The following is a 19,920-nucleotide window of genomic DNA, read 5'->3' as shown; positions in this document are numbered from 1 at the left end:
GATGAGCCGTGTCGATGCTGTCTCGCACCCTCGCCCTGCCCGCAACCCACGAGGTCGCCGCCTCCGTCGCCGCACTACTGTCCGACCTCGGCGGCGGCGCCCCATCAGTACTGGTGCACAAGGATTCACACACACCGGACGTACCCGATGCACCTACACCGGACCCACCCGCCAGGCCGCGCTTACTAGGCCCGAGCGGACTCGGCGCGGCGACGCTGCTGATCACACCGCCGGACGGCACCTCCGGATCGGCTGTGCTGCCGGTCATCTCGTCGACGGGGTCGGCACCACCGCGTGTGACGGCCATCGCCCCCGTTCAGCAGAAGGTAGCGCCGACTGAATCGCTCACTGCGGCAACGCTGTCCGGCCCGACCGGACTGACCATGTCGCCCGGCCTCACCGCCGCTCCGTGGGTCGACGAGTCGGCCACGCCGACCAACCGCCGCATCCCCACCGGCCCAACCGGACTGGGCACCGCATCGACTCGGCGCAGCGGCGGCACCGAAACCACGATCCCCCCGCTCTACTGCCCGCCACCGATGCGCGACGACCCGGCGCTGGCCGCCGTCGTCAACGAGCGAATCATCGCCTGGGCCAGCGCAATCGGCCTGTACGAAGGCCGATTGGACGACCTGCGCGACGCGGGCTTCGGCCGGTTGATCATGCTCGCCCACCCGGACTGCAACGACCCGGACCGACTGCTCGCCGCCGCGAAGTGCGCGGTCGCCGAGTGGGCGGTGGACGACTACTACTGCGACCCCGGAGCCGACGACACCGCACCCGACGGCACACCGTCGAGCGCCCAGGCAGAACTGGGACCGAAGCTCGAACTCGCCGCCGCCGCAATAGATCCCGTCCACCTACCCGCGCGCTATGCCGCTCGGGTCGAACAAGCGATGCAGGCCGACCCGATCCTGCGCGCGTTTCGCGGCGGCTTCGTGCACCTGGCCGAGTTCGCCACGCCCACGCAACTGGCCCGGCTGCGCACCGAGATCGCGGGCTGGTTCATCGCGCTCGGCGCCGAAGCGGGATGGCGGCAATCCGGCCGCACACCGCAGGCCTGGGAGTACCTCACCAACCGGCAGCCGCACAGCTTCCTGCCGTGTATGGCACCGATCGACATCGTCGGCGGCTACGAACTCCAGGCCGCCGAGTACACCGATCCCCGGGTACGCCGGGTGATCACCACGGCCGCGCTGGCCAGTCAGCTGGTCAACGACCTGTACTCGATGGCCCGCGAAGACCGTTCCGACGGTACGGAATTCAATCTGCCGACGGTCCTCGTCGCCGAGGAAGGTTGCACCCGGCGCGAGGCCGTGCTGCGCACCGCCGAGCTGCACGACGAACTGATGCACCGCTTCGAACTCGAGGCCGCCCCGTTGGCCGCCCTCGGTTCCGCCGAGCTACGCCGGTACCTCACCGGTGTGTGGGCGTGGCTGGGCGGCAGCCGCGCCTGGCACGCGGACAGCAGGCGCTACTCCGACTGACACCGCCGGGCTGGTGCACACCGCCAGGGGAAATAGACAGTGCTGCAACGAGAGAGGGTGAATTGGCGTGACGATTCTCAATCCGGATACCGATGCCGTGCTCCAAACCAGCTACCAGAAGGCCGTTGCCGCGTACTGGAACAACAACCCCAACGACGACCGGGTCAACACGAAACTCGGTGAGGTGGACGGGCTTTACCACCACCACTACGGCATCGGCGCACCCGATCTCTCGGTACTGAGCGGACCGGAGGACACCCGTCAGGAGCGAATCGTCAGGGAACTGCACCGCTTGGAGACCGCGCAGGCCCAGCTGTTACTGGACCACCTCGGCACGGTGCACCCGGACCAGCGCCTGATGGACGGCGGATCCGGCCGGGGCGGAACGAGTTTCATGGCCAACGAGCGATTCGGCTGCCAGGTCGACGGCGTCACCATCTCCGAATACCAGGTGCGCTTCGCCAACGAGCAGGCCACCCAGCGCGGGTTGAACGACAAGGTGCGGTTCCATTTCCGGAACATGCTGGAGACCGGCTTCGAACCGTGGTCGATGCGCGGCATCTGGACCAACGAGACCACCATGTACGTCGACCTGTTCGAGCTGTTCCACGAGTTCTCCCGGCTGCTCGAGCCCGGCGGCCGCTACGTGTGCATCACCGGCTGCTCCAACGACATCACCGGCGGCCGCTCGTCCTCGGTCAGCTGGATCGACGCGCACTACGGCTGCATGATCCATCCGCGCAGCGAATACTTCCGCGCGATGGCCGAGAACAACCTGGTCCCGATCGACGTGACCGACCTCACCGCGGCCACCATCCCCTACTGGGAGCTGCGCACGAAATCCGAGCTCGCGACGGGTGTCGAGCAGCCGTTCCTGCAGGCGTACCGGGAGGGCAGCTTCCAATACCTGCTGATCGCCGCCGATAAGGTGGGCAGGTGACCGAGACCTTCGCCCAGCCGATCACCGACCGCGAGGCCCTGCCCGTCGAGCTCGTCGACGACGCGGGTCACGCGATCGGGGCGTGCCCGGTGTCGCAGGCTCATCAGGCGCCGGGACAGCTGCATCGGGCGTTCTCGGTGCTGTTGTTCGACGACGAGGGACGGGTGCTGCTGCAACAGCGGGCCGCAGTGAAAACCCGCTTCCCGTCGCAGTGGGCCAACACCTGCTGCGGCCATCCCGCGCCGGGCGAGCCCGTCGCGGCGGCGGCCGCAGTGCGCCTCGCCGAGGAGATGGGCCTGGCCACGTCGTTCACCGAGGTGGGCGTCTACCGCTACCACGCCGAGGACTCGACGACCGGCCGTGTCGAATTCGAGTGGGACCACGTCCTGGTCGGCAGGCTCACCGTCGGTGCCCCGCGCCCCGATCCGGCCGAGGTCGCCGACTACGCCTGGATCGAGCCTGCCGCGCTACGGGACGCGATGGCCGCCGATCCGGCCGCCTACACGCCGTGGCTGGCCGGTGTGCTCGACCTCGCCGAGCGGGCCGTCACTGAAATGTGGCCGCGCTGAGCCGTCCGACACCGGTGCGCACGCCTGGGCCGAGGCAACCGCCGACCATGGCCGGCGTCATCATCTCGTAGTCGGCGGTGATCCGGACCCGGCTGCCCTGGCCGAGCCCGTCGACGACATCCAGGGTGCCGATGGTCGGCTGCTGCATGGTCACCGGCCATGGGCCCCACAGCTTGCTCGTTTCGCCGTTCGACCAGAGCACGTCGACGGTGATCGGGCCGTCCGCCGGGCGCATGCAATCCGAGGTGGCGATGTGCGTGCCGGTGAAGGTGCCGCCGGTGATGCCCTCGGAGCCGCCGGTGCAGTCGCGCAGCACGCCGACCGAGGTGAAGGTGAGCGCGTGCGGGGTCATATCGATCGCGCCGTCCGCCGCCGTCCAGCGGAAGTCGCCGTTCGCGCGGCTGCCCGCGGGCGGTAACGCTGATGCGACGGGGATATCGAACGGGACGAGCAATACCGCGGCAACGGCAGCTGTGGTGGCGAGTTTCCCGAGCATCGACAACCTCTTCTCGCGGGCTGGCTGTTTCGAGCGACCTGCAAGCAGTCGCTAGCGAGGGGACCTGCAGAAACGGGTAAGCACGAGCACGGTGAGAATCCCATACCGTCCATGCTGTTTTGAGTCCGACACACTCGGGATCGACCTTGGATAGGTTCTGGCAACCACATCGATAAATGCGCATATCTAAGTAATGCAATGTCACAAACCCTGAGAGAAATCATAGGAACGGCACAGGCTATGACCAGGTCGGCCCGGCACTGTGGGATGCGTAGGAGTTGTCGGCGAAGTGAGGTGCGTGATGGTCGAAATCGAGGTCACGGGTACGACCGTGACGGTTCAAGTGGTCGGTGGGCATCAGGTGCTCGCCCTGCGTGAGCACATCACCTTCGATTTAGCGAACATCACCGCGGTGGTCAGGGCCGAAGTGGACCTGCGCCCGCCGTGGGTGCGCGCGCCAGGCACCTTCTTCCCCGGCGTGATCGCGGCCGGAACCTTCCGCGGCAAGGGCCGTAAAGAGTTCTGGGACACCAGGTTCGACGGCCGCGCGGTCCGCATCGAACTCGACGGCGCCCCGTTCACCCGCCTCGTCGTCGACGTCGACGACCCGGACCTCACCCTGCACGCCCTCCGGACCGCCGTCGCCGCCTGACCAGCACAGCCGCACGCCTTTCGATTTCAGGAATGGTGCGGCGAACCGAAGGTATGGAGCAGGCCGGTGTACGGCTTAGGTGGCGGCGCGGCGAACTCTCCCCTACCCGACTTGCGCAGTCCGAGGGTGATCAGCGACTGCACGGTCAGCGTCGCCGCCGCCACGCCATCGATCACCGGTACTCCGATCTCGTCGCGGATGTGCGCGCACAGATCCGCCATCCCTGCGCAACCGAGCACGATTGCGTCGGAGCCGTCGGCGTCCACCGCCCCTCGACAGGCCTCGGTGACGATCTTGCGGGCGTCCGGGTCCGTGTCCAGCGCGAGCACCGGTAGCTCGCAGGCGTGGATGCCGAGGCAAAACCGTTGCCGCCCATATCGTTCCACCAGATCGGCGGTGCGTCCGATGGTTCGACCCAATGTCGTGACGACGCTGAACCCGCGGCCGAGATGACTGGCCGTCTGCATCGCCGCCTCGGCAATGCCGATCACCGGTCCGCTCGCCAACTCGCGTGCGGCATCCAATCCCGGATCGCCGAAGCAGGCGATCACGTAGCCGTCGACGCCTTCTTCCTCGCCGCGCCGAATGGCGGCGAGAACCCCTGGGACACTGAGGGCTTCGTCGTAATGACTCTCGATCGACGCGGGCCCCATCTCGGCGGTCACCGCGTCGAGCAGTGTGCCGGGGCCGGCGACGGCCCTGGCACACTGCTCGATCGTGTCGGTCATCGCCCGCGTCGTGTTGGGGTTGACCACACGGATTCGCATCAGGCAGGTACTCCCTTCACCGCCAACCTCGTTCGGGTGGCCAGTACGTAGTAGACGGCGAAGCCGAGGCCGCAGCCGATGAACCAGCTGTACTGCGCCGCGGTGTACATGCCGGTGATGTCCTTGGCCAGCACCGGGATCACCGCGATCAGCGCGCCGATCGCGGTCGCGATGACGGCGGCCGGGTTGTATCCCTTGCTATACCAATAGCTTCCGGTCTTCGACATGGTGAACAGGTCGTCCACCACCACGTGCTGCTTGCGCACCAGGTAGTAGTCGGCGATGAGCACGCCGAACAGCGGGCCGATGAACGCGCCGAGCACCTCGAGGGTGTAGTGGATGACCTCGGGGTTGTTGTACAGGTTCCACGGGGTGATCAGCACCGAGCCGACCGCGGCGATCATCCCGCCCGCGCGCCAGCTGATCCGCTGCGGATTCACATGCGAGAAGTCGAAGGCAGGCGAGATGAAGTTCGCGACGATGTTGATGCCGACGGTGGCGACCGTAAAGGTCAACGCGCCCAACACGATCGCGAAGGTGCTGTCGATGCGGGCGACCGTCGCGACCGGGTCGGTGATCAGTTCGCCGTACACCGGGACCGTCAGCGAGGCCGTGATCACCACCAGCAGCGAGAACAGCAGGAAGTTGACCGGCAGACCGAGCAGGTTGCCGCGACGCACGGCGGCGAAAGTCTTTCCGTAGCGGGAGAAGTCACCGAAGTTCAGCATCGGCCCGGAGAAGTAGGACACCACCAGCGCGATGGCGCCGAGCATCACCGGCAGCGAGTCCCAGCCGGTGTACTTCACGTCGCCGAGGTTCAGATCGATGGCGCTCCAACCGGCTTTGGCGATCAGGTATCCGCAGAGCAGGAACATCACCACGTAGACCGCGGGCCCGCAGAAGTCGATGAACTTGCGGATGGATTCCATGCCGCGCCAGAACACGCACGCCTGCACCACCCACAGCGTCAGGTAACTTCCCCAGCCGAGCAGCGAAAGACCCAGGAAGCCATAGTCATCGGCCACCGCATAGGGTGCCAGGCCCGGAAAGAGTTTCACCAGAACGACATCCAGCGCCGCCGAGGCCAGGAATGTCTGAATGCCGTACCAGGCCACCGCGATGAGGCCGCGAATGATGGCGGGGATGTTGGCGCCGATCACTCCAAAGGCGCTGCGGCACATGACTGGATATGGCACGCCGGTCACCTGGCTCGGCTTCGCGACCAGGTTGCAGAAGAAGTAGACGATGGTGATGCCGATCAACAGCGCCGCGAGCACCTGCCAGCTGGCCAGGCCGAGCGCGAACAGGCTGCCCGCGGTGACGTAGCCGCCGACGCTGTGCACGTCCGACATCCAGAAGGCGAAGATGTTGTAGGAACCCCAGCTCTGCTTTTGCAATGGCGCGAGGTCCGCATTGGTGAGCCGTGGGTGGTACTCGGAACTCGGCGGCGCGGTGTCGGGAATTGCGGCGTGCGTTGGTGCTGCGAGGCTCGGTGCCGCGATGGTTTCGGTCATGATTCTTCCCATCCGGGAGGTGAAACTGTGATCGAAACGACGGTAGGGATTCGCCATTGCCCGCCCGTTGCGCCGTTATTGCCCGGCTATTGCGCGGCAGATATATCTTCTTCCGGCGCGAGCAGTCCCGTATCCGTCGGCAGAGTCGCGATGACCGTCTCTAACCTGCGGTGATGACGTTCGGCGATGAGCAGCAGGCAATCCACGTCGCGGGCGAGGAAGGCGTCCATCATCAACGCATGGTCGGTGTGCAGGCGCACGCGATCGCCACGGCTGATGTGCACCATCGACTGAACCGGCTCGGTGACGTTCCACGCCGATTCGAGCATGTGCAGCAGCCGGAACATGCGCGACGGCTTGGTCAGCGCGACGTGGAAGTTGCGGGATTCGCGGTGATAGGCGGCCGGATCGTCGTCGCGGATCGCCTGTTCCAACAGCGCGTTCACCTCGATCAACTTCGCACGATCGGCGCCGCTCGCGTTCAGCGCGGCCGCGGCCAGCGAGGCGTTCTCCAGGGTCTCCCGCACGATGTACATCTCGCGCAGCTCGGCCGCGGTCAGCTGGGCAACCGCGTAGCCGCCGTGCGGCTCGTGGGTGACCAGGCCCTCCCCGATCAGCGTCTTGAGCGCCTCGCGGACCGGGATGTGACTCACCCCGAACAGCTCCGCCACCTCGCGCAGCGGGATGACGGTGAGCGGCGGCACCGCGCCGTCCAGGATCACCCGGCGGAGTTCGCCGAGAATCACTTGCGGTCGGCCGGGTGCGTCGATGACCAACCTCGCGAGCAGCGCCGAACGTCGTCTCGGGGGCATGCGAAACACGCTAGGCCAGGCGTGTTGCGATTTCGGTCAGCTGTGTGACGCTCAGGAAACGTATTCGGACAGAACCAACCGGTCCCGTGGCAGGGCATTTACGCCGGTTTGTCACGTCCGTGTAATTCTGTTCGGACACGTGACTACAGAGAGTTTCCGATGACGGTTTCGGCAGCACAGTTCGTAGATCGCCGGTTCGCGACCCTGGTCGCCGAGTTCGACCGGCTGTTCCGGCGACCCATCGACGGCGGTGGCGCGCTCGCGGTCTATTTGCACGGCGAGCCGGTGGTGGATGTGTGGGCGGGGTACGCGCGGCCGGAGGTGCCGTGGGCTCGTGACACCGTGGCCATGGCGTATTCGACCGGTAAGGGCGTGGCCAGCACGGTGCTGCATCGGCTCGCCGAGCGCGGTCAGGTCGGATACGACGAGCCCGTCGCGACGTACTGGCCCGAGTTCGGCGCCGCGGGCAAGGAGCGCATCACGGTTCGCGAATTGCTCAGCCACCGGGCGGGTTTGCATCGGCTGCGCGGTCTGCTGCCCGGTTCGTTCGATCGGTTCTTCGATGATGCGGCGGTGACGGCGGCACTGGCCGCGGCGTCGCCGGATCCGCGTCGGCTGGTCACCAGCGGGTATCACGGAATCACGTTCGGGCACTTGGTCGCCGAGCTCGTGCGTCAGGTGACCGGCACGGAGTTCACCGAGGTGGTGCGCACCGAGATTGCCGAACCGCTTGCCGCCGAGGAACTCTGGTTCCGGGTGCCGGAGAACCAGCGCGACCGCATCGCGACCAACTTTCCCCGGCTGACGGTCGCCGGAATGAGTTGGGAGAACAGCTCCCGGCTACTCGGCCGCACCAGGTTCTCGGCCGCCATGGACACCACCCCGAAGGGCTTCGCCGACCTGGTTTCCGATCCGCGCCTACATGATTCGGTGATGCCCGGCCTCAACGGCGTCTTCTCCGCCCGCTCCCTCGCCCGCCTCTACGGCGCGCTGGCCAACGGCGGCGAACTCGACGGATTTCAGCTGCTGCGTCCCGAAACCATCGAGCTCATCACTCAGCGCCAGGTCTTCACTCCCGATTATGTTCTCGCCCTGCGTATCCCGTGGGCCCTCGGCTACCACGCCGTCCCCATGAAGCCCTCCAAGGCCGACCCGATCTCCGCCTTCGGCCACTTCGGACTCGGCGGCTCGGGCGCCTTCGCCGACCCCGCCACCGGCATGTCCCTCGGCTTCGTGACCAACCGCCTCGGCGGCCGCCTCACTCCCCTGGGCGACGCCCGCCTGGCCCGCCTCGGCACCCTCGCCCACAACCTCGCAAAAACGGCCTAGGTCCGGCGCGAGGGGAAACTGGGTGCAGGTCGGCTCTCGACCGTTGCCGACACCAGTTCCTCCTGATCACCGGTCCAGGCGTCCGCGCGTCGGGCTGACCGGCGGAGACGGCACTTGCGGTCAGCGGCCGCCTTATTGCCCGCCGAATTGGGGGCGGGGCGTCCGGCGGGCAATCGTGGGACGTATTGGGTCCGGGATGGCAGCATGTGCGGCATGGAGTTGGTCGGTATGGAACGGATCATGGCTGCTGCGGAGTTGCTGGCGCCGGTGATTCGGAAGACGCCCATCGTCGCGTCCCGGGTGCTGTCCGAGCGCGCCGGCAGCGAGGTATGGCTGAAATGCGAGAACCTGCAGCGGACCGGGTCGTTCAAGCCGCGCGGGGCCTATAACCGGATTGCTAATCTGCCCGCCGCGGATCGGGCTCGCGGGGTGGTTGCCGCGAGTGCCGGTAACCACGCGCAGGGGGTGGCCTGGGCGGCTACCTCGCTCGGCATCACCTCGACGGTTTTCATGCCGGTCGGCGCCTCGCTGCCGAAGCTGGCGGCGACCAAGGCGTACGGCGCCGAGGTGCGGCAGGTGGGCGAGACCATCGAGGACGCGTTGGACGCGGCCAAGGAGCTCGCCGAGCGCACGGGTGCGACGCTGATCCATCCGTTCGACCACCCGGACATCGTGGCCGGGCAGGCGACGGTGGCGCTGGAAATCCTGGAGCAGATCCCCGATGTCGGCACGGTGCTCGTGCCGACCGGCGGTGGCGGGCTGCTGGCCGGTATCGCGGTGGCGCTGCATCAGCTGGTCCCGCAGGTGCGGGTGATCGGGGTGCAGGCGAAGGAGGCGGCGGCCTGGCCGGGCTCGCTGGCGGCGGGCAAGCCGGTGCGGGTCGGGCGGATGTCGACGATGGCCGATGGTATTGCCGTCGGCCTGCCGGGGCAGGTGCCGTTCGTGCATGTGGCCGAGCATGTCTCGACGATGTTGACGGTGGACGAGGATTCGCTGTCCAAGGCGCTGCTGCTGTGCCTGGAGCGCGCGAAGCTGATCGTCGAGCCTGCGGGCGCGGCGGCGGTCGCGGCGCTGATGAGTTGCGCCGCAGCGGATCTCGATCTGAAGGGGCCGGTGTGCGCGGTGCTCTCCGGCGGCAACATCGACCCGCTGTTGCTCACCCGGCTGATCGGCCACGGACTGAGTGCCGCGGGCCGCTATCTCGCTGTCCGCGTGACGATTTCGGACCGGCCGGGCGGGCTGAGCGCGCTGCTCGCGGTGGTCGGCAAGACCGGTGCCAGCGTGGTCGACGTATCGCACGCCCGCACCGGCACCCGCCTCGCACTCGACGAGGTCGAGGTTTCGCTCACCTTGGAAACCCGCGGCGCCAACCACCGAGACGACGTCCTCACCGCCCTCGCCAACGCGGAATACTCTGTCCGAGTGGAGGATTGACGACGCCCGGGACTAGGTGCGCTAGCTGCCGAAGAACAAGAATGGGCTCATGACGGCGCCGAGCGGGATCAGCGCGAGGTCCATGATGGAGCCGCCGATCGGAATGGCGATCGCCAGGAAGACGGCGGTGGCCATTGTCAGGAAGTTACCCACGATGGATCCGATCATTTCCTCTTCTCCTTCTGTTCGTTACTTCCGGTAGCTGTCGAGCTTCACGAAGACTCGAAGTGCCATAAAGCAGTGAACCGGGTAGAGGCCACCGCGCCCTGGGGGCGAGGTGCTCGGACGCTCATCGGACGGGCGCCGCGAATCATGATCGGTCATGCGTGGTCCGTTATGGGTGTTTCTGGAGATTTGCTGATGACCCACGCCGGGGTCGGGAACACCCGTGCCGACCGGACGCGGTGGCGTCCGGTCGGCCCCTCATCGGGTGGCTGTCAGCACTTGCGCTTGTAGAAGAACTTCGAGTTGGCGTCCATGTCCGCCTGGGTGATCGCGATCATGTCGGTCTGGATGTTGCGGGTGACCGGCTTGCCTTCGATGGCCGCGGCCGCCTGGTCGACGCCCTTGGCGCCGATGCCCGCCGGGTCCTGGGCGATAAGTGCTTGCACGGTACCGGCTTTCAAGTCCTCGACCTGCTTGGGGCTCGCGTCGAAGCCGACCAGTTTGACCTGACCGAGCTTGTTCGCGTTGCGCAGGCCGGTGGCCGCGCCCTCGGCGGAGCTCAGGTTGGTGGCGAAGATGCCCGCGAGGTCCGGGTGCGCGGCCAGCGTCGCGGTGACGATCGAAGCCGCCTGTGCCGCTTCATTGTTGTTGTACTGCACGCCGAGTGAGGTGATGCCGGGGAAGCTCTTGACCGCTTCCTCGAAGCCCTGTGCCCGCGCGTCGGTGGTGGACGTACCGGCCTTGGTGTTGATCACCAGCACCGGACCCTTGTCCCCCACCAGCTTCGCCAGGGTCTGCGCCGCGAGCGCGCCACCCTTCTTGTTGTCCGACGAAATCGACGACAGCGCAACGGAAGTGTCGTCGAGCGCGGTGTCCACCTCGACGATCTTGATGCCCGCGTCCTTGGCCTGCTTGATCGGATTGGCCATGGCGGTGGCGTGTGTCGGCGCGATCAGGATGCCGCCGGGCTTGTTCGCCACCACGCCGGTGAGCACCGGCGTCTGGGACCCGGCGTCGAACTTGGTCGGCGCCTGCGTGTCCAGCTTGTAGCCCAGCTTCGTGGCCTCGTCCTGTGCGCCGCACTGCATCGAGATGTAGAACGGCTCGTCGGCGACGCCGGGAATCAGCACCAGCTTCTTGCTGTCACCGCCGCCCGAATTGCTCACCGTCCCACTACAGGACACCAGCAGCGCGCCGACCGACACGATCGCGCCGATCACCACCGCTGTCCGCTTGGCCACCCTCATTTGGCTTACCTCCGCCGTATTGTGTTGTTGCACTATCGAATTCCTATTTCCGGTCGCGGGCCCGGCGGCGGAGCTGGTCGAACCAGACCGCCGCGACGAGGACCACGCTCACCGCGATCGGCTGCCAGAACACCGGCACCTGCGCGATGACGAACCCCTTCTTCAGCACCGACGGGATGAACACGCCGATCACGGTGCCGACGATCGAGCCGACACCGCCGAACAGGCTGGTGCCGCCGATCACCACGCCCGCGATGGCATCCAGGTTGTCGGTGGTGTGCCCGCCGATGGTGGTGGTGCCGAAGTAGGCCAGGTTCATGAAGCCGGCCAGCCCGGCGAGCACGCCGGTGAGCAGATACACCGTCACCAGATGCCGGGTGACCGCGATGCCGGAACGCCGGGCGGCCTCCTCGTTGGAGCCGATGGCGTAGGTATAGCGGCCGAAGCGGGTGGTGTGCAGGACCCAGGCGGCGAGCACCGTCACCACGGTGGCGACCAGCACCAGGTTGGGGATGCCGCCGAGCGTGGTGCCGAAACCGAGTGTGTTGCGCAGCTTTTCGGGCACCGTCCGGGTATCGACACCGCCGGTGATCAACTGGGCGGCGCCGAGTGCGGCGCCGAAGGAACCGAGCGTGACGATCAGCGGCGGAATCTTGGCCTTGGCCACCAGCAATCCGTTGATCAGGCCCCAGACGCCGCCGCCGACAATGGACAGCAGGAAGCCGATGCCGATGATGCCCCAGCCCGCGTTCGTCGCGTCCTGGTCCGGGCTCAGTGCTTCCATCGATTTGGCGCCGATCACACCGGCGAAGATCAGCACCATGCCGACCGAGAGGTCGATGCCGGAGGTGATGATCACGAACGTCATCCCGACCGAAAGCACCAGCAGCACAGAGGTTTCGATGAGCAACGTCTGGAGGGTGAACCGGGTCGGGAACGCGTCGGGGCGGATCACACTGAACACGATGCACAGCGCGACCAGGACGACGCCGATCCATACCGTGCTCGCGCCGAGGAGTCGTTGCAGGACAGTGCGTTCCGGTATCTCGGTGCCGCCGTTGCCGTTCTCGTCGACGCTGACGGACTTGACCTCACTCATGCCTGCACCTCGCTGGAATTCAACGCCGTGAGCACTACGCGATGGTGTCTCACGCCGCCCCCTCCTGTGACAGCGCGCCGGTCATGGCGCCTACCAGTTGTTCGAGCGTGGCCTCGGCCGCGGTGAACCGCGCCACCCGTCGCCCGAGCCGGAGCACTTCGATGCGGTCGGCGACCGCCAAGACCTCCGGCATGTTGTGGCTGATCAGCACCACCGCGATGCCCTCGCCGGCGACCCGGCGGATCACGTCGAGCACCCGCTCGCGCTGCACCACGCCGAGCGCGGCGGTCGGCTCGTCCATGAACACGACCTTGCTCGCCCACATCACCGCCCTGGCCACCGCGACGCTCTGCCGCTGGCCGCCGGACAGCGAGCCGATCGGCACGTCCGCGCTCTGCAGGGTGACCCCGAGACGCCGGAAGTGTTCGACCGCTTGGGCTCTCATGGCGGTCCGGTCCAGCATGCCGAGCCGACCCGCCAGGCCCTTGCGCACCAGCTCGCGGCCGAGGAACAGGTTCGCGGCCGGGTCCAGATCGGGGGCCACCGCGAGGTCCTGATACACGGTCTCCACGCCGAGTTTCCGCGCGGCCGTCGGCGTATTCAGCACCACCTGCTTGCCGTCCAGCAAAATCCGCCCGGAATCAGGCTGCTCGGCGCCGGAAAGGCATTTCACGAGAGTCGATTTACCCGCGCCGTTGTCGCCGATCAAGGCAACGACTTCACCGGCACTCACCTGAAAGTTGGCGCCACGTAACGCCTCGACCCCGCCATAGCGCTTCACCAGCCCATCGGCCTGCAGCGCAACGGCGGAATCGCCCGCGGTATCGGCCTGTTTCGCCGCATCGTCCGAGGTCATCGGCCACATCCGTGCGCGCACAGCTGAGCAAACGTCCAGTCCATCGCCCGATGCTACGTTCGGCCCATCATCTCGTGGGACGTATTCGGCAAAATACGGACAGCGCAACGGAACTCGGTTTCAGAGTGAGAAAACAATGTACTGAACGCCCACGTTGGCAGGTTCCTCGGGTAGGGCTCGCCAAATGCTCCAGTTTCAGCTCTGAAAGTCGTCTGGATTTGAGGGAACTAACCGGCTCCGTCGCACGTCAAAGAAAATGCACAACCGTCCCGTCGTCGAGTAGAGGGAGTTGCCAATGGACCGTAGACGCCCACGACCGGACCTGGGCCTCGAATGAGTCCGCCCACCGCAGCACGACACCTGTTGGAGGACGACCAGCAGACTGAACCGGCGCCACCCAGTTACCCTGGGGATATGAGCAGCATGGACGCCGATGTGACCCTCGCGGAGTTCGAGGTGTTGGAGCGCGCATCGTCCGAGGAAGTCGACGTCGAGCTGATCAATGGAAGGATCTACGTGGTTCCGGTCCCGGATGGTGAGCATGCTGAGTTCACAAGCATCATCGGCGATCAGATTCGGGACCACTGCCCGGAGTGGCGGCTATATGCCGAAGTCGGTGCCCGTATCCCGGCCTATCGCGAAAGCCGTGCCAGAGTGGATGGTGCGGTTGCGCCACGTGGCTATTTCCGGGATCAGCCATCATGGGCCGACCCGTCCGGGGTGCTGATGATCGTGGAGATCACCTCGGGCCGCGAACGCGACGCGGAGGTCGATCGCATCGAGAAGCGCGATGCCTATGCGCAGGCTCACATCCCCGCCTACCTGCTGATCGATCGGCATCGCGCCGAAATGAGGATCTACTGGGAGCCGATGAACGGAGAGTATCGGCACACGGCCACCGCCAAGTTCGGTGCGTCGCTCCGGCTGCCGAAACCTTTCGAGTTCGACCTGGAGACCGGCGAGTTCCTCTGATCTATACAGCGTTCGGGTGTGCCGATAGTTCTCGATGACGATCGGCACACTCGCTCGCTCAGTGCTGGCCGCCGAGTTCCAGTGCGAGCACGCCGATGATCACCAGGGCGATGCCGCCGACTTGAATCAACGTCAGCCGTTCGTCCAGGAACAGCACACCGATGATGGCGATCGCGGCTACGCCGACGGCAGACCAGATGCCGTAGGCGACGCCGATCTGCATGCCGCGCTTCAGGGCCTGGGAGAGGAACCAGAAGGCGCTGCCGTAGCCGAGCACCACGATGATCGACGGGATGACCTTGCTGAATCCGTCGGAGAGCTTCAGCGAAACGGTGGCGGTCACCTCGGACGCGATGGCAATGGCCAGCAGCAACAGGGTCATGGCGGCAGCGTATCGAGTGCCGGACAATAGTGGGGCGGCGCGCTGCCAGATGTGCAGTGGGCGGGGCGAACTGGCGAGGTGGGGATCGGATGGATTCGGTCGTGCTGCTAATCGGCGTGGGCGTGGCGCTCGTGGTTGTCCTGCTGATTGTCCTTGTCTCGCTGGCGATTCACCTCGAGCGGCGACGCCTGAGTGGCCTACGGGCGTGGGCGACAGCCAACGGATGGAGCTTCACGGAGCATGCCCGTGCGGACTGGACAGCCCGACTGCCCGGCCGCAACAAGCGTGGTCTCGGGGTGATGCTGACCGGGCAGTTGAGCGGCCGGTGGGTGGCCATGGCGGACTATCACTACGAGACGAGGTCCACTGACTTCTCGTCACACCTACCGCGAAGGCCAACTCCAGAATCCCCACGCGATCCCCGCCCTCGCAGCGCCGCTACTTCACGTAGCCGACCTACTCCCCCACTGAGCATGCATTCAGTGGCACACCATGGCGGGGACTACTCGACGTTTGCCGCCATCATGTGCCACTGAATGCGGGTTCAGCCCAGCCAGGTGCGGAGTTGGGCTGTGGTGGTGGCGATTTCGTTCAGCTGGATGGTTACCTGGGTGCCTGCGGTGCCGCCGCGGGCGTTGCGGGAGGCGATGGAGCCTTGAACAGTCAGGACCTCGCGGACCTTGGGGGTGAGGGCGGGGTCGATGGTGGCGAACTCTTCGTCGGTGAGTTCGTCGAGGCCGACGCCGCGGGATTCGGCCGCGCGGACGCAGGCGCCCGCCGCCTCGTGTGCGACGCGGAACGGAACACCCTGGCGGACCAGCCATTCGGCGATATCGGTGGCGAGGGTGAAACCGGCGGGGGCGAGTTCGGCCATCCGGTCGGTATGGAAGGTGAGGGTGGAGACCAGACCCGCGATGGCGGGGAGCAGAAGTTCCAGCTGTGCGACCGAGTCGAACAGGGGCTCCTTGTCCTCCTGCAGGTCTCGGTTGTAGGCCAGCGGCTGCGCCTTCAGGGTGGCCAGCAGGCCGGTGAGGTTACCGATGAGCCTGCCCGCCTTGCCGCGGGTGAGTTCGGAGACGTCCGGGTTCTTCTTCTGCGGCATGATCGAGGACCCGGTGGACCAGGCGTCGGCGAGCGTGATGTAGCCGAATTCCGGTGTGCTCCAGAGGATCACCTCTTCGGCCATCCGGCTGAGGTCGACGCCGATCATGGCGAGCACGAAGGCGGCCTCGGCGGCGAAGTCACGCGAGGAGGTGGCGTCGATCGAGTTGGCGGCGGACCCGTCGAAATCCAGTTCGGCGGCGATCGCCTCGGGATCGAGCCCAAGCGACGAACCGGCCAGCGCGCCGGAACCGTACGGCGACACCGCCGCTCGCTTGTCGAAGTCCCGCAGCCGATCGATATCGCGCAGCAGCGGATGCGCGTGCGCCAGCAGATGGTGCGCGAGCAGCACGGGCTGCGCCGCCTGCAGGTGCGTCTTGCCCGGCATCACCGCGCCGGGATGCGCGGCCGCCTGCCCGACCAGCGCGTCGACCACGTCGAGCACACCGACCGCGACCCGGCGCACACCGTCACGCAGCCACATCCGAAACAGCGTGGCCACCTGGTCATTCCGCGACCGACCGGCCCGCAACCGACCACCGAGTTCGGTGCCGACCCGATCGATCAGTCCGCGCTCCAGCGCGCCGTGCACGTCCTCGTCGGAGGCGGCGGGGGCGAACGCGCCCGAATCCACGTCCGCGGCAAGCTGATCCAGCCCGGTCAGCATGCCGGCGAGGTCGCTCTCGGAGAGCAGCCCGGCCTTGTGCAGCACCCGAGCGTGTGCCTTGGACGCGCGAATGTCGTAGGGCGCCAGGACCCAGTCGAAATGCGTCGACTTGCTCAGCGCCGCCATCGCCTCGGCCGGGCCGGACGCGAAACGCCCGCCCCACAGCGCACCGGTGTTCGTGCTGCCGCTCTGCGTCATGGTGTGCTGTCTCCTCCGGGTCGGGTTGCGGTCATCAGTAGGTGGGAATGCATCTGCTCGGCGACCTCGTCGGGCACCGCGCGGCCGCGGTCGGTCAGCACAGTGACCGGGTCGGCGCGCGTCGTGGTCCAGCCGTGTTCGGCGAACCAGTCGGCCGGATCGCTGCGACCTTCGGCCGGGTACCACAGCGCGTCGACGTCCAGATCGATGTCGAGCGCGGCGAGCATGCGGTTCCGGTTGTCTTCCTGCTCTTGCCTGTTCGGCGTCAGTTCACTCTGCGTCGTCATGTTGATCGCGACCCGGCTTCCCGGCGCGCTCAGCGCTACGAGGTGCGTCAAGAGGCGATCCTGCGCGTCCGCGGGGAGGTAGCGCAGCAACCCCTCGACCAGCCACGCAGTCGGCACGGCCGGGTCGAAACCCTTGTCGCGCAATGCCGCAGGCCAATCGTTGCGCAGGTCCACCGGGACCTCACGGCGGTCGGCGGCAGGCTGGCATTCGGCGAGCGCGGATGCCTTGAACTGCAACACCTTCGGCTGGTCCAGCTCGAATACCGTGGTGCCCGCTGGCCATTCGAGCCGATAGGCCCTGGCGTCGAGCCCGGCGGCCACGATCACGATCTGCCGGATGCCCGCGGTGGCCGCCGCCGCGAGATAGTCGTCGAAGTAGCAGGTCCGAGCCACCAGCAGATCGCCGAACGGCCCGTAGGAACGCACCGTGGACTGGTCGATACCGCCGACGTTGCCCTGACTCAGCCGGGTCCAGGAGGGCGAACCGACCGCACTCACCAGCAGCTCGGCGTACGGATCATGGAACAACGCGTCGGTCCGCCGGGTCTCGACCGCACGCAGCGCCGCGACGCCGAGCGCCGTCGCGCCGACACTGCTCACGATGTCCCAGCTGTCGTCATCGGTCCGCATCGTCGCTCCCTTCGAGTCGAGCCGATTCCTCGGCCGCCCCCGAGACTACGACCGCTTCCTGAGTGCCACGCTCGCCCACGCTCATCGACCGACCTGGAGACCGCGACCGCTGCCTCGAGCAACCGACTCGCCCACGCTCGACGACCGACCGTGGACGAGGTCGCGACTACTTCTGGTTCAGGTCCCGACGCGCGGCGACCTTGGAGGACAGCCCGTGGATCTGCACGAAGCCCTTGGCCAGCGACTGGTCGAAGGTGTCGCCCTCGTCGTAGGTGGCCAGGTTGAAGTCGTAGAGCGACTGCTCCGAGCGCCGGCCGTTGACGACCGCGTTGCCGCCGTGCAGCACCATCCGGATCTCGCCGGAGACGTGCTCCTGGGTTTCGCCGACGAACGCGTCCAGCGCGCGCTTGAGCGGGGAGAACCACAGGCCGTCGTAGACCAGCTCGCCCCAGCGCTGCTCGACCTGCCGCTTGTACCGGCCCAGCTCGCGCTCGACCGTAACGGCCTCGAGCTCCTGGTGTGCGGTGATCAGCGCGATGGCGCCAGGCGCCTCGTAGATCTCCCGGCTCTTGATGCCGACGAGCCGGTCCTCGACCATGTCGAGGCGGCCGACGCCCTGGCGACCAGCCCGGTGGTTCAGCTCGACGATGGCCTCGAGCACGCTGACCGGGCGGCCGTCGATGGCGACCGGGATGCCCTTCTCGAAGGTGATGATGAGCTCGTCGGGCGCCTCGAAGTTGACCGTGGCGTCGGCAGTGTAGTCGTAGACGTCCTTGGTCGGCGCGTTCCAGAGGTCCTCCAGGAAGCCGGTTTCCACCGCGCGACCCCACACGTTCTGGTCGATGGAGAACGGGGACTTCTTGGTGACGTTGATCGGCAGCGCGTTCTCCTCGGCGAAGGCGATGGCCTTCTCCCGGGTCCACGCGTAGTCCCGGACCGGGGCGATCACGTTCAGGTCCGGCGCGAGCGCGCCGATGCCGACCTCGAAGCGCACCTGGTCGTTGCCCTTGCCGGTGCAGCCGTGCGCGACGGTGCTGGCGCCGTGGAACTTGGCGGCCTCGACGAGGTGCTTGACGATGAGCGGGCGGCTGATCGCGGACACCAGCGGGTAGCGGCCCATGTACATGGCGTTCGCCTGGATGGTCGGCAGGCAGTAGTCGTTGGCGAACTCGTCGCGCGCCTCCACCACGATGGCCTCGACCGCGCCGCAGTCCAGCGCTCGCTGGCGCACCACGTTCATGTCCTCGCCGCCCTGGCCGAGGTCGATGGCCACGGCCACCACCTCGGAACCGGTCTCCTTGGCAATCCAGCTGATCGCCACGGAGGTGTCCAGCCCACCTGAGTAGGCGAGTACGACGCGTTCGGACATGGTCTGTGTGCTCCTCGGTTTCGATGCTTGTCTTCGTAAGTAGGGACCGGCTTCCCGCCCCAGCGGCCCGCACGTCCTACAAATGATTATGCACGATGATGCAAGCCCATTCACAGCGGGGGTCCGGTGCGCACCTCCACGAGCTCGGGTCGTTCGCGAAAGTCACTGCCCATCAAGCGAATTACACCCTTGGCGAGCCATCTCCGGTGTGCGACCCTGAGAACGGAATCTTCGGGCGGGTAGAAGGACGGACGCAATGCTGCACCTCATCGCGCAAGAATTCAGCACCCTCGGCAACGATGTCCTCAACGTCGGACGGGCCGTCGTGGACCTCATCCAGGACATCATCAACGTGGGCACACCAGGCAACAAGCCAGGTGGCGGCGGTAACGGCCAGTACCCGTTCTCCTGACCCGAGGTCAGGCGATCTCCTCGATCTTCGCGGCGAGTTCGGCGCCGGTCAGTGGCTCACGGGCGATGACGGCGATGGTGTCGTCGCCCGCGATGGTGCCGACGATGTAGGGCAGTGCGGCGCGGTCCAGTGCGCTGGCCAGGTAGTGCGCGGCGCCCGGCGGCGTGCGCAGGACGGCGATATTGCCACTGTGGTCGGTGGAGACCAACAGGTCGCCGAGGAGCTTGGCGAGACGATCGGTGCCGCCGATGACGCCGCGAATGGGATTGCCGTCCTCGGGGACCACGTAGACGCCCGCACCACCGTCGGCAGCGCGGAGTTTCACCGCGCCGAGCTCGTCGAGATCACGCGAAAGGGTCGCCTGGGTGGTCTCGATGCCCTCGGCGGACAGCAGCGCGGCCAGCTCGGTCTGGCTGCGAACCGCGTGCGCGGTGAGCAGTTCGACGATGCGGGACTGCCGACCGGCGCGGGTGCGCGCGATCTCCGGGCCCGCCTTGCCCGGTTCCGGATGGGTGACGCTCACGACCAGGCCTCA

The 19,920-nt window shown here is 66.9% G+C and carries 21 protein-coding genes; 8 read left to right on the top strand and 13 right to left on the bottom strand.

Annotation, left to right across the window (positions count from 1 at the left end; genetic code table 11):
- Nucleotides 1–14 precede the first annotated feature (14 nt).
- The 3 genes from ACQPW1_RS17410 to idi all read left to right on the top strand — a co-directional run bounded on the left by ACQPW1_RS17410 (nucleotide 15) and on the right by idi (nucleotide 2,996).
- Nucleotides 15–1,487, top strand: a complete 1,473-nt coding sequence (locus tag ACQPW1_RS17410; protein ID WP_433665268.1) for a family 2 encapsulin nanocompartment cargo protein terpene cyclase — start codon at nucleotides 15–17, stop codon at nucleotides 1,485–1,487.
- Nucleotides 1,488–1,554: 67 nt separating this feature from the next.
- Nucleotides 1,555–2,427 carry a geranyl diphosphate 2-C-methyltransferase gene (locus ACQPW1_RS17405; RefSeq protein ID WP_433663729.1) on the top strand — a complete coding sequence of 291 codons (873 nt, stop codon included), beginning with the start codon at nucleotides 1,555–1,557 and terminating at the stop codon, nucleotides 2,425–2,427.
- On the top strand, nucleotides 2,424–2,996 hold the full coding sequence (gene idi / locus ACQPW1_RS17400; protein WP_433663728.1) for an isopentenyl-diphosphate Delta-isomerase: 573 nt from the start codon (nucleotides 2,424–2,426) through the stop codon (nucleotides 2,994–2,996). Before ACQPW1_RS17405 ends, idi begins: the two co-directional genes overlap by 4 nt.
- Here the strand turns inward: idi and ACQPW1_RS17395 are convergent.
- The gene (locus ACQPW1_RS17395) at nucleotides 2,974–3,492 is read right to left on the bottom strand and encodes a hypothetical protein (protein WP_433663727.1); all 519 of its coding nucleotides are present in this window, start codon (nucleotides 3,490–3,492) and stop codon (nucleotides 2,974–2,976) included. The two genes, idi and ACQPW1_RS17395, sit on opposite strands and share 23 nt — an antisense overlap.
- A 301-nt stretch (nucleotides 3,493–3,793) precedes the next feature.
- Between ACQPW1_RS17395 and ACQPW1_RS17390 the strand changes: the two genes are divergently transcribed.
- Nucleotides 3,794–4,144: a hypothetical protein gene (locus ACQPW1_RS17390; RefSeq protein ID WP_433663726.1), complete on the top strand. Its 351-nt coding sequence runs from the start codon at nucleotides 3,794–3,796 to the stop codon at nucleotides 4,142–4,144.
- Nucleotides 4,145–4,170: 26 nt separating this feature from the next.
- Here the strand turns inward: ACQPW1_RS17390 and ACQPW1_RS17385 are convergent, their stop codons facing one another.
- From ACQPW1_RS17385 to ACQPW1_RS17375, 3 genes are all read right to left on the bottom strand, one after another.
- The gene (locus ACQPW1_RS17385; RefSeq protein ID WP_433663725.1) at nucleotides 4,171–4,911 is read right to left on the bottom strand and encodes an aspartate/glutamate racemase family protein; all 741 of its coding nucleotides are present in this window, start codon (nucleotides 4,909–4,911) and stop codon (nucleotides 4,171–4,173) included.
- The gene (locus ACQPW1_RS17380) at nucleotides 4,911–6,425 is read right to left on the bottom strand and encodes an NCS1 family nucleobase:cation symporter-1 (protein ID WP_433663724.1); all 1,515 of its coding nucleotides are present in this window, start codon (nucleotides 6,423–6,425) and stop codon (nucleotides 4,911–4,913) included. The genes ACQPW1_RS17385 and ACQPW1_RS17380 overlap by 1 nt, the downstream gene beginning before the upstream one ends.
- A gap of 86 nt (nucleotides 6,426–6,511) precedes the next feature.
- Nucleotides 6,512–7,237, bottom strand: a complete 726-nt coding sequence (locus ACQPW1_RS17375) for a GntR family transcriptional regulator (protein ID WP_433663723.1) — start codon at nucleotides 7,235–7,237, stop codon at nucleotides 6,512–6,514.
- Between the two features lie 159 nt (nucleotides 7,238–7,396).
- Between ACQPW1_RS17375 and ACQPW1_RS17370 the strand changes: the two genes are divergently transcribed.
- Nucleotides 7,397–8,566: a serine hydrolase domain-containing protein gene (locus ACQPW1_RS17370; RefSeq protein WP_433663722.1), complete on the top strand. Its 1,170-nt coding sequence runs from the start codon at nucleotides 7,397–7,399 to the stop codon at nucleotides 8,564–8,566.
- 204 nt (nucleotides 8,567–8,770) lie between these two features.
- The gene (gene ilvA, locus ACQPW1_RS17365) at nucleotides 8,771–10,000 is read left to right on the top strand and encodes a threonine ammonia-lyase (RefSeq protein WP_433665267.1); all 1,230 of its coding nucleotides are present in this window, start codon (nucleotides 8,771–8,773) and stop codon (nucleotides 9,998–10,000) included.
- Nucleotides 10,001–10,021: 21 nt separating this feature from the next.
- On the opposite strand, the gene ACQPW1_RS17360 is transcribed toward ilvA, so the two are convergent.
- The 4 genes from ACQPW1_RS17360 to ACQPW1_RS17345 all read right to left on the bottom strand — a co-directional run bounded on the left by ACQPW1_RS17360 (nucleotide 10,022) and on the right by ACQPW1_RS17345 (nucleotide 13,367).
- A complete protein-coding gene (locus tag ACQPW1_RS17360) occupies nucleotides 10,022–10,168 on the bottom strand; it encodes a hypothetical protein (RefSeq protein ID WP_433663721.1) in 147 nt (48 codons plus the stop codon).
- Between the two features lie 269 nt (nucleotides 10,169–10,437).
- On the bottom strand, nucleotides 10,438–11,412 hold the full coding sequence (locus ACQPW1_RS17355; RefSeq protein WP_433663720.1) for an ABC transporter substrate-binding protein: 975 nt from the start codon (nucleotides 11,410–11,412) through the stop codon (nucleotides 10,438–10,440).
- 43 nt (nucleotides 11,413–11,455) lie between these two features.
- Nucleotides 11,456–12,511, bottom strand: coding sequence for an ABC transporter permease (locus tag ACQPW1_RS17350; protein ID WP_433663719.1), 1,056 nt, complete (start codon nucleotides 12,509–12,511; stop codon nucleotides 11,456–11,458).
- A 49-nt stretch (nucleotides 12,512–12,560) separates the two neighbouring features.
- Nucleotides 12,561–13,367 (bottom strand): ATP-binding cassette domain-containing protein, encoded by an 807-nt coding sequence (locus ACQPW1_RS17345; protein ID WP_433663718.1) that lies wholly within the window; start codon nucleotides 13,365–13,367, stop codon nucleotides 12,561–12,563.
- Between the two features lie 414 nt (nucleotides 13,368–13,781).
- Here ACQPW1_RS17345 and ACQPW1_RS17340 point away from each other — a divergent pair, with 414 nt between their 5' ends.
- Entirely contained in the window at nucleotides 13,782–14,339 is a 558-nt protein-coding gene (locus ACQPW1_RS17340) for a Uma2 family endonuclease (RefSeq protein ID WP_433663717.1), read from the top strand.
- 58 nt (nucleotides 14,340–14,397) lie between these two features.
- Here ACQPW1_RS17340 and ACQPW1_RS17335 read toward each other — a convergent pair whose 3' ends face one another.
- The 4 genes from ACQPW1_RS17335 to ACQPW1_RS17320 all read right to left on the bottom strand — a co-directional run bounded on the left by ACQPW1_RS17335 (nucleotide 14,398) and on the right by ACQPW1_RS17320 (nucleotide 18,973).
- Nucleotides 14,398–14,721, bottom strand: coding sequence for a DMT family transporter (locus ACQPW1_RS17335; protein WP_433663716.1), 324 nt, complete (start codon nucleotides 14,719–14,721; stop codon nucleotides 14,398–14,400).
- Nucleotides 14,722–15,265: 544 nt separating this feature from the next.
- Nucleotides 15,266–16,687, bottom strand: a complete 1,422-nt coding sequence (gene argH / locus ACQPW1_RS17330) for an argininosuccinate lyase (RefSeq protein ID WP_433663715.1) — start codon at nucleotides 16,685–16,687, stop codon at nucleotides 15,266–15,268.
- A complete protein-coding gene (locus ACQPW1_RS17325) occupies nucleotides 16,684–17,604 on the bottom strand; it encodes an SAM-dependent methyltransferase (RefSeq protein WP_433663714.1) in 921 nt (306 codons plus the stop codon). Before ACQPW1_RS17325 ends, argH begins: the two co-directional genes overlap by 4 nt.
- Before the next feature lie 166 nt (nucleotides 17,605–17,770).
- Complete coding sequence (locus ACQPW1_RS17320; protein ID WP_433663713.1) at nucleotides 17,771–18,973, bottom strand: argininosuccinate synthase; 1,203 nt, start codon at nucleotides 18,971–18,973, stop codon at nucleotides 17,771–17,773.
- Nucleotides 18,974–19,229: 256 nt separating this feature from the next.
- Between ACQPW1_RS17320 and ACQPW1_RS17315 the strand changes: the two genes are divergently transcribed.
- Nucleotides 19,230–19,385: a hypothetical protein gene (locus ACQPW1_RS17315; protein ID WP_433663712.1), complete on the top strand. Its 156-nt coding sequence runs from the start codon at nucleotides 19,230–19,232 to the stop codon at nucleotides 19,383–19,385.
- A gap of 7 nt (nucleotides 19,386–19,392) precedes the next feature.
- Here ACQPW1_RS17315 and ACQPW1_RS17310 read toward each other — a convergent pair whose 3' ends face one another.
- The gene (locus ACQPW1_RS17310) at nucleotides 19,393–19,908 is read right to left on the bottom strand and encodes an arginine repressor (protein WP_357391471.1); all 516 of its coding nucleotides are present in this window, start codon (nucleotides 19,906–19,908) and stop codon (nucleotides 19,393–19,395) included.
- Nucleotides 19,909–19,920: the final 12 nt, after the last annotated feature.

This window comes from Nocardia sp. CA-128927, from assembly GCF_050955855.1.
Taxonomy (GTDB): Bacteria; Actinomycetota; Actinomycetes; order Mycobacteriales; family Mycobacteriaceae; genus Nocardia.
The sequence above is the reverse complement of the archived record's forward strand: the minus strand, read 5'-3'. Positions and strand labels throughout refer to the sequence as shown.

Bases quoted from the DNA above. Each gene is read 5' to 3' on its own strand.
- ACQPW1_RS17410 (WP_433665268.1), top strand. From the start codon at position 15: ATGCTGTCTCGCACCCTCGCCCTGCCCGCAACCCACGAGGTCGCCGCC.
- ACQPW1_RS17395 (WP_433663727.1), bottom strand. From the start codon at position 3,492: ATGCTCGGGAAACTCGCCACCACAGCTGCCGTTGCCGCGGTATTGCTC.
- ACQPW1_RS17390 (WP_433663726.1), top strand. From the start codon at position 3,794: ATGGTCGAAATCGAGGTCACGGGTACGACCGTGACGGTTCAAGTGGTC.
- ACQPW1_RS17385 (WP_433663725.1), bottom strand. From the start codon at position 4,911: ATGCGAATCCGTGTGGTCAACCCCAACACGACGCGGGCGATGACCGAC.
- ACQPW1_RS17380 (WP_433663724.1), bottom strand. From the start codon at position 6,425: ATGACCGAAACCATCGCGGCACCGAGCCTCGCAGCACCAACGCACGCC.
- ACQPW1_RS17375 (WP_433663723.1), bottom strand. From the start codon at position 7,237: ATGCCCCCGAGACGACGTTCGGCGCTGCTCGCGAGGTTGGTCATCGAC.
- ACQPW1_RS17370 (WP_433663722.1), top strand. From the start codon at position 7,397: ATGACGGTTTCGGCAGCACAGTTCGTAGATCGCCGGTTCGCGACCCTG.
- ilvA (WP_433665267.1), top strand. From the start codon at position 8,771: ATGTGCGGCATGGAGTTGGTCGGTATGGAACGGATCATGGCTGCTGCG.
- ACQPW1_RS17360 (WP_433663721.1), bottom strand. From the start codon at position 10,168: ATGATCGGATCCATCGTGGGTAACTTCCTGACAATGGCCACCGCCGTC.
- ACQPW1_RS17355 (WP_433663720.1), bottom strand. From the start codon at position 11,412: ATGAGGGTGGCCAAGCGGACAGCGGTGGTGATCGGCGCGATCGTGTCG.
- ACQPW1_RS17350 (WP_433663719.1), bottom strand. From the start codon at position 12,511: ATGAGTGAGGTCAAGTCCGTCAGCGTCGACGAGAACGGCAACGGCGGC.
- ACQPW1_RS17345 (WP_433663718.1), bottom strand. From the start codon at position 13,367: ATGACCTCGGACGATGCGGCGAAACAGGCCGATACCGCGGGCGATTCC.
- ACQPW1_RS17340 (WP_433663717.1), top strand. From the start codon at position 13,782: ATGAGCAGCATGGACGCCGATGTGACCCTCGCGGAGTTCGAGGTGTTG.
- ACQPW1_RS17335 (WP_433663716.1), bottom strand. From the start codon at position 14,721: ATGACCCTGTTGCTGCTGGCCATTGCCATCGCGTCCGAGGTGACCGCC.
- argH (WP_433663715.1), bottom strand. From the start codon at position 16,687: ATGACGCAGAGCGGCAGCACGAACACCGGTGCGCTGTGGGGCGGGCGT.
- ACQPW1_RS17325 (WP_433663714.1), bottom strand. From the start codon at position 17,604: ATGCGGACCGATGACGACAGCTGGGACATCGTGAGCAGTGTCGGCGCG.
- ACQPW1_RS17320 (WP_433663713.1), bottom strand. From the start codon at position 18,973: ATGTCCGAACGCGTCGTACTCGCCTACTCAGGTGGGCTGGACACCTCC.
- ACQPW1_RS17315 (WP_433663712.1), top strand. From the start codon at position 19,230: ATGCTGCACCTCATCGCGCAAGAATTCAGCACCCTCGGCAACGATGTC.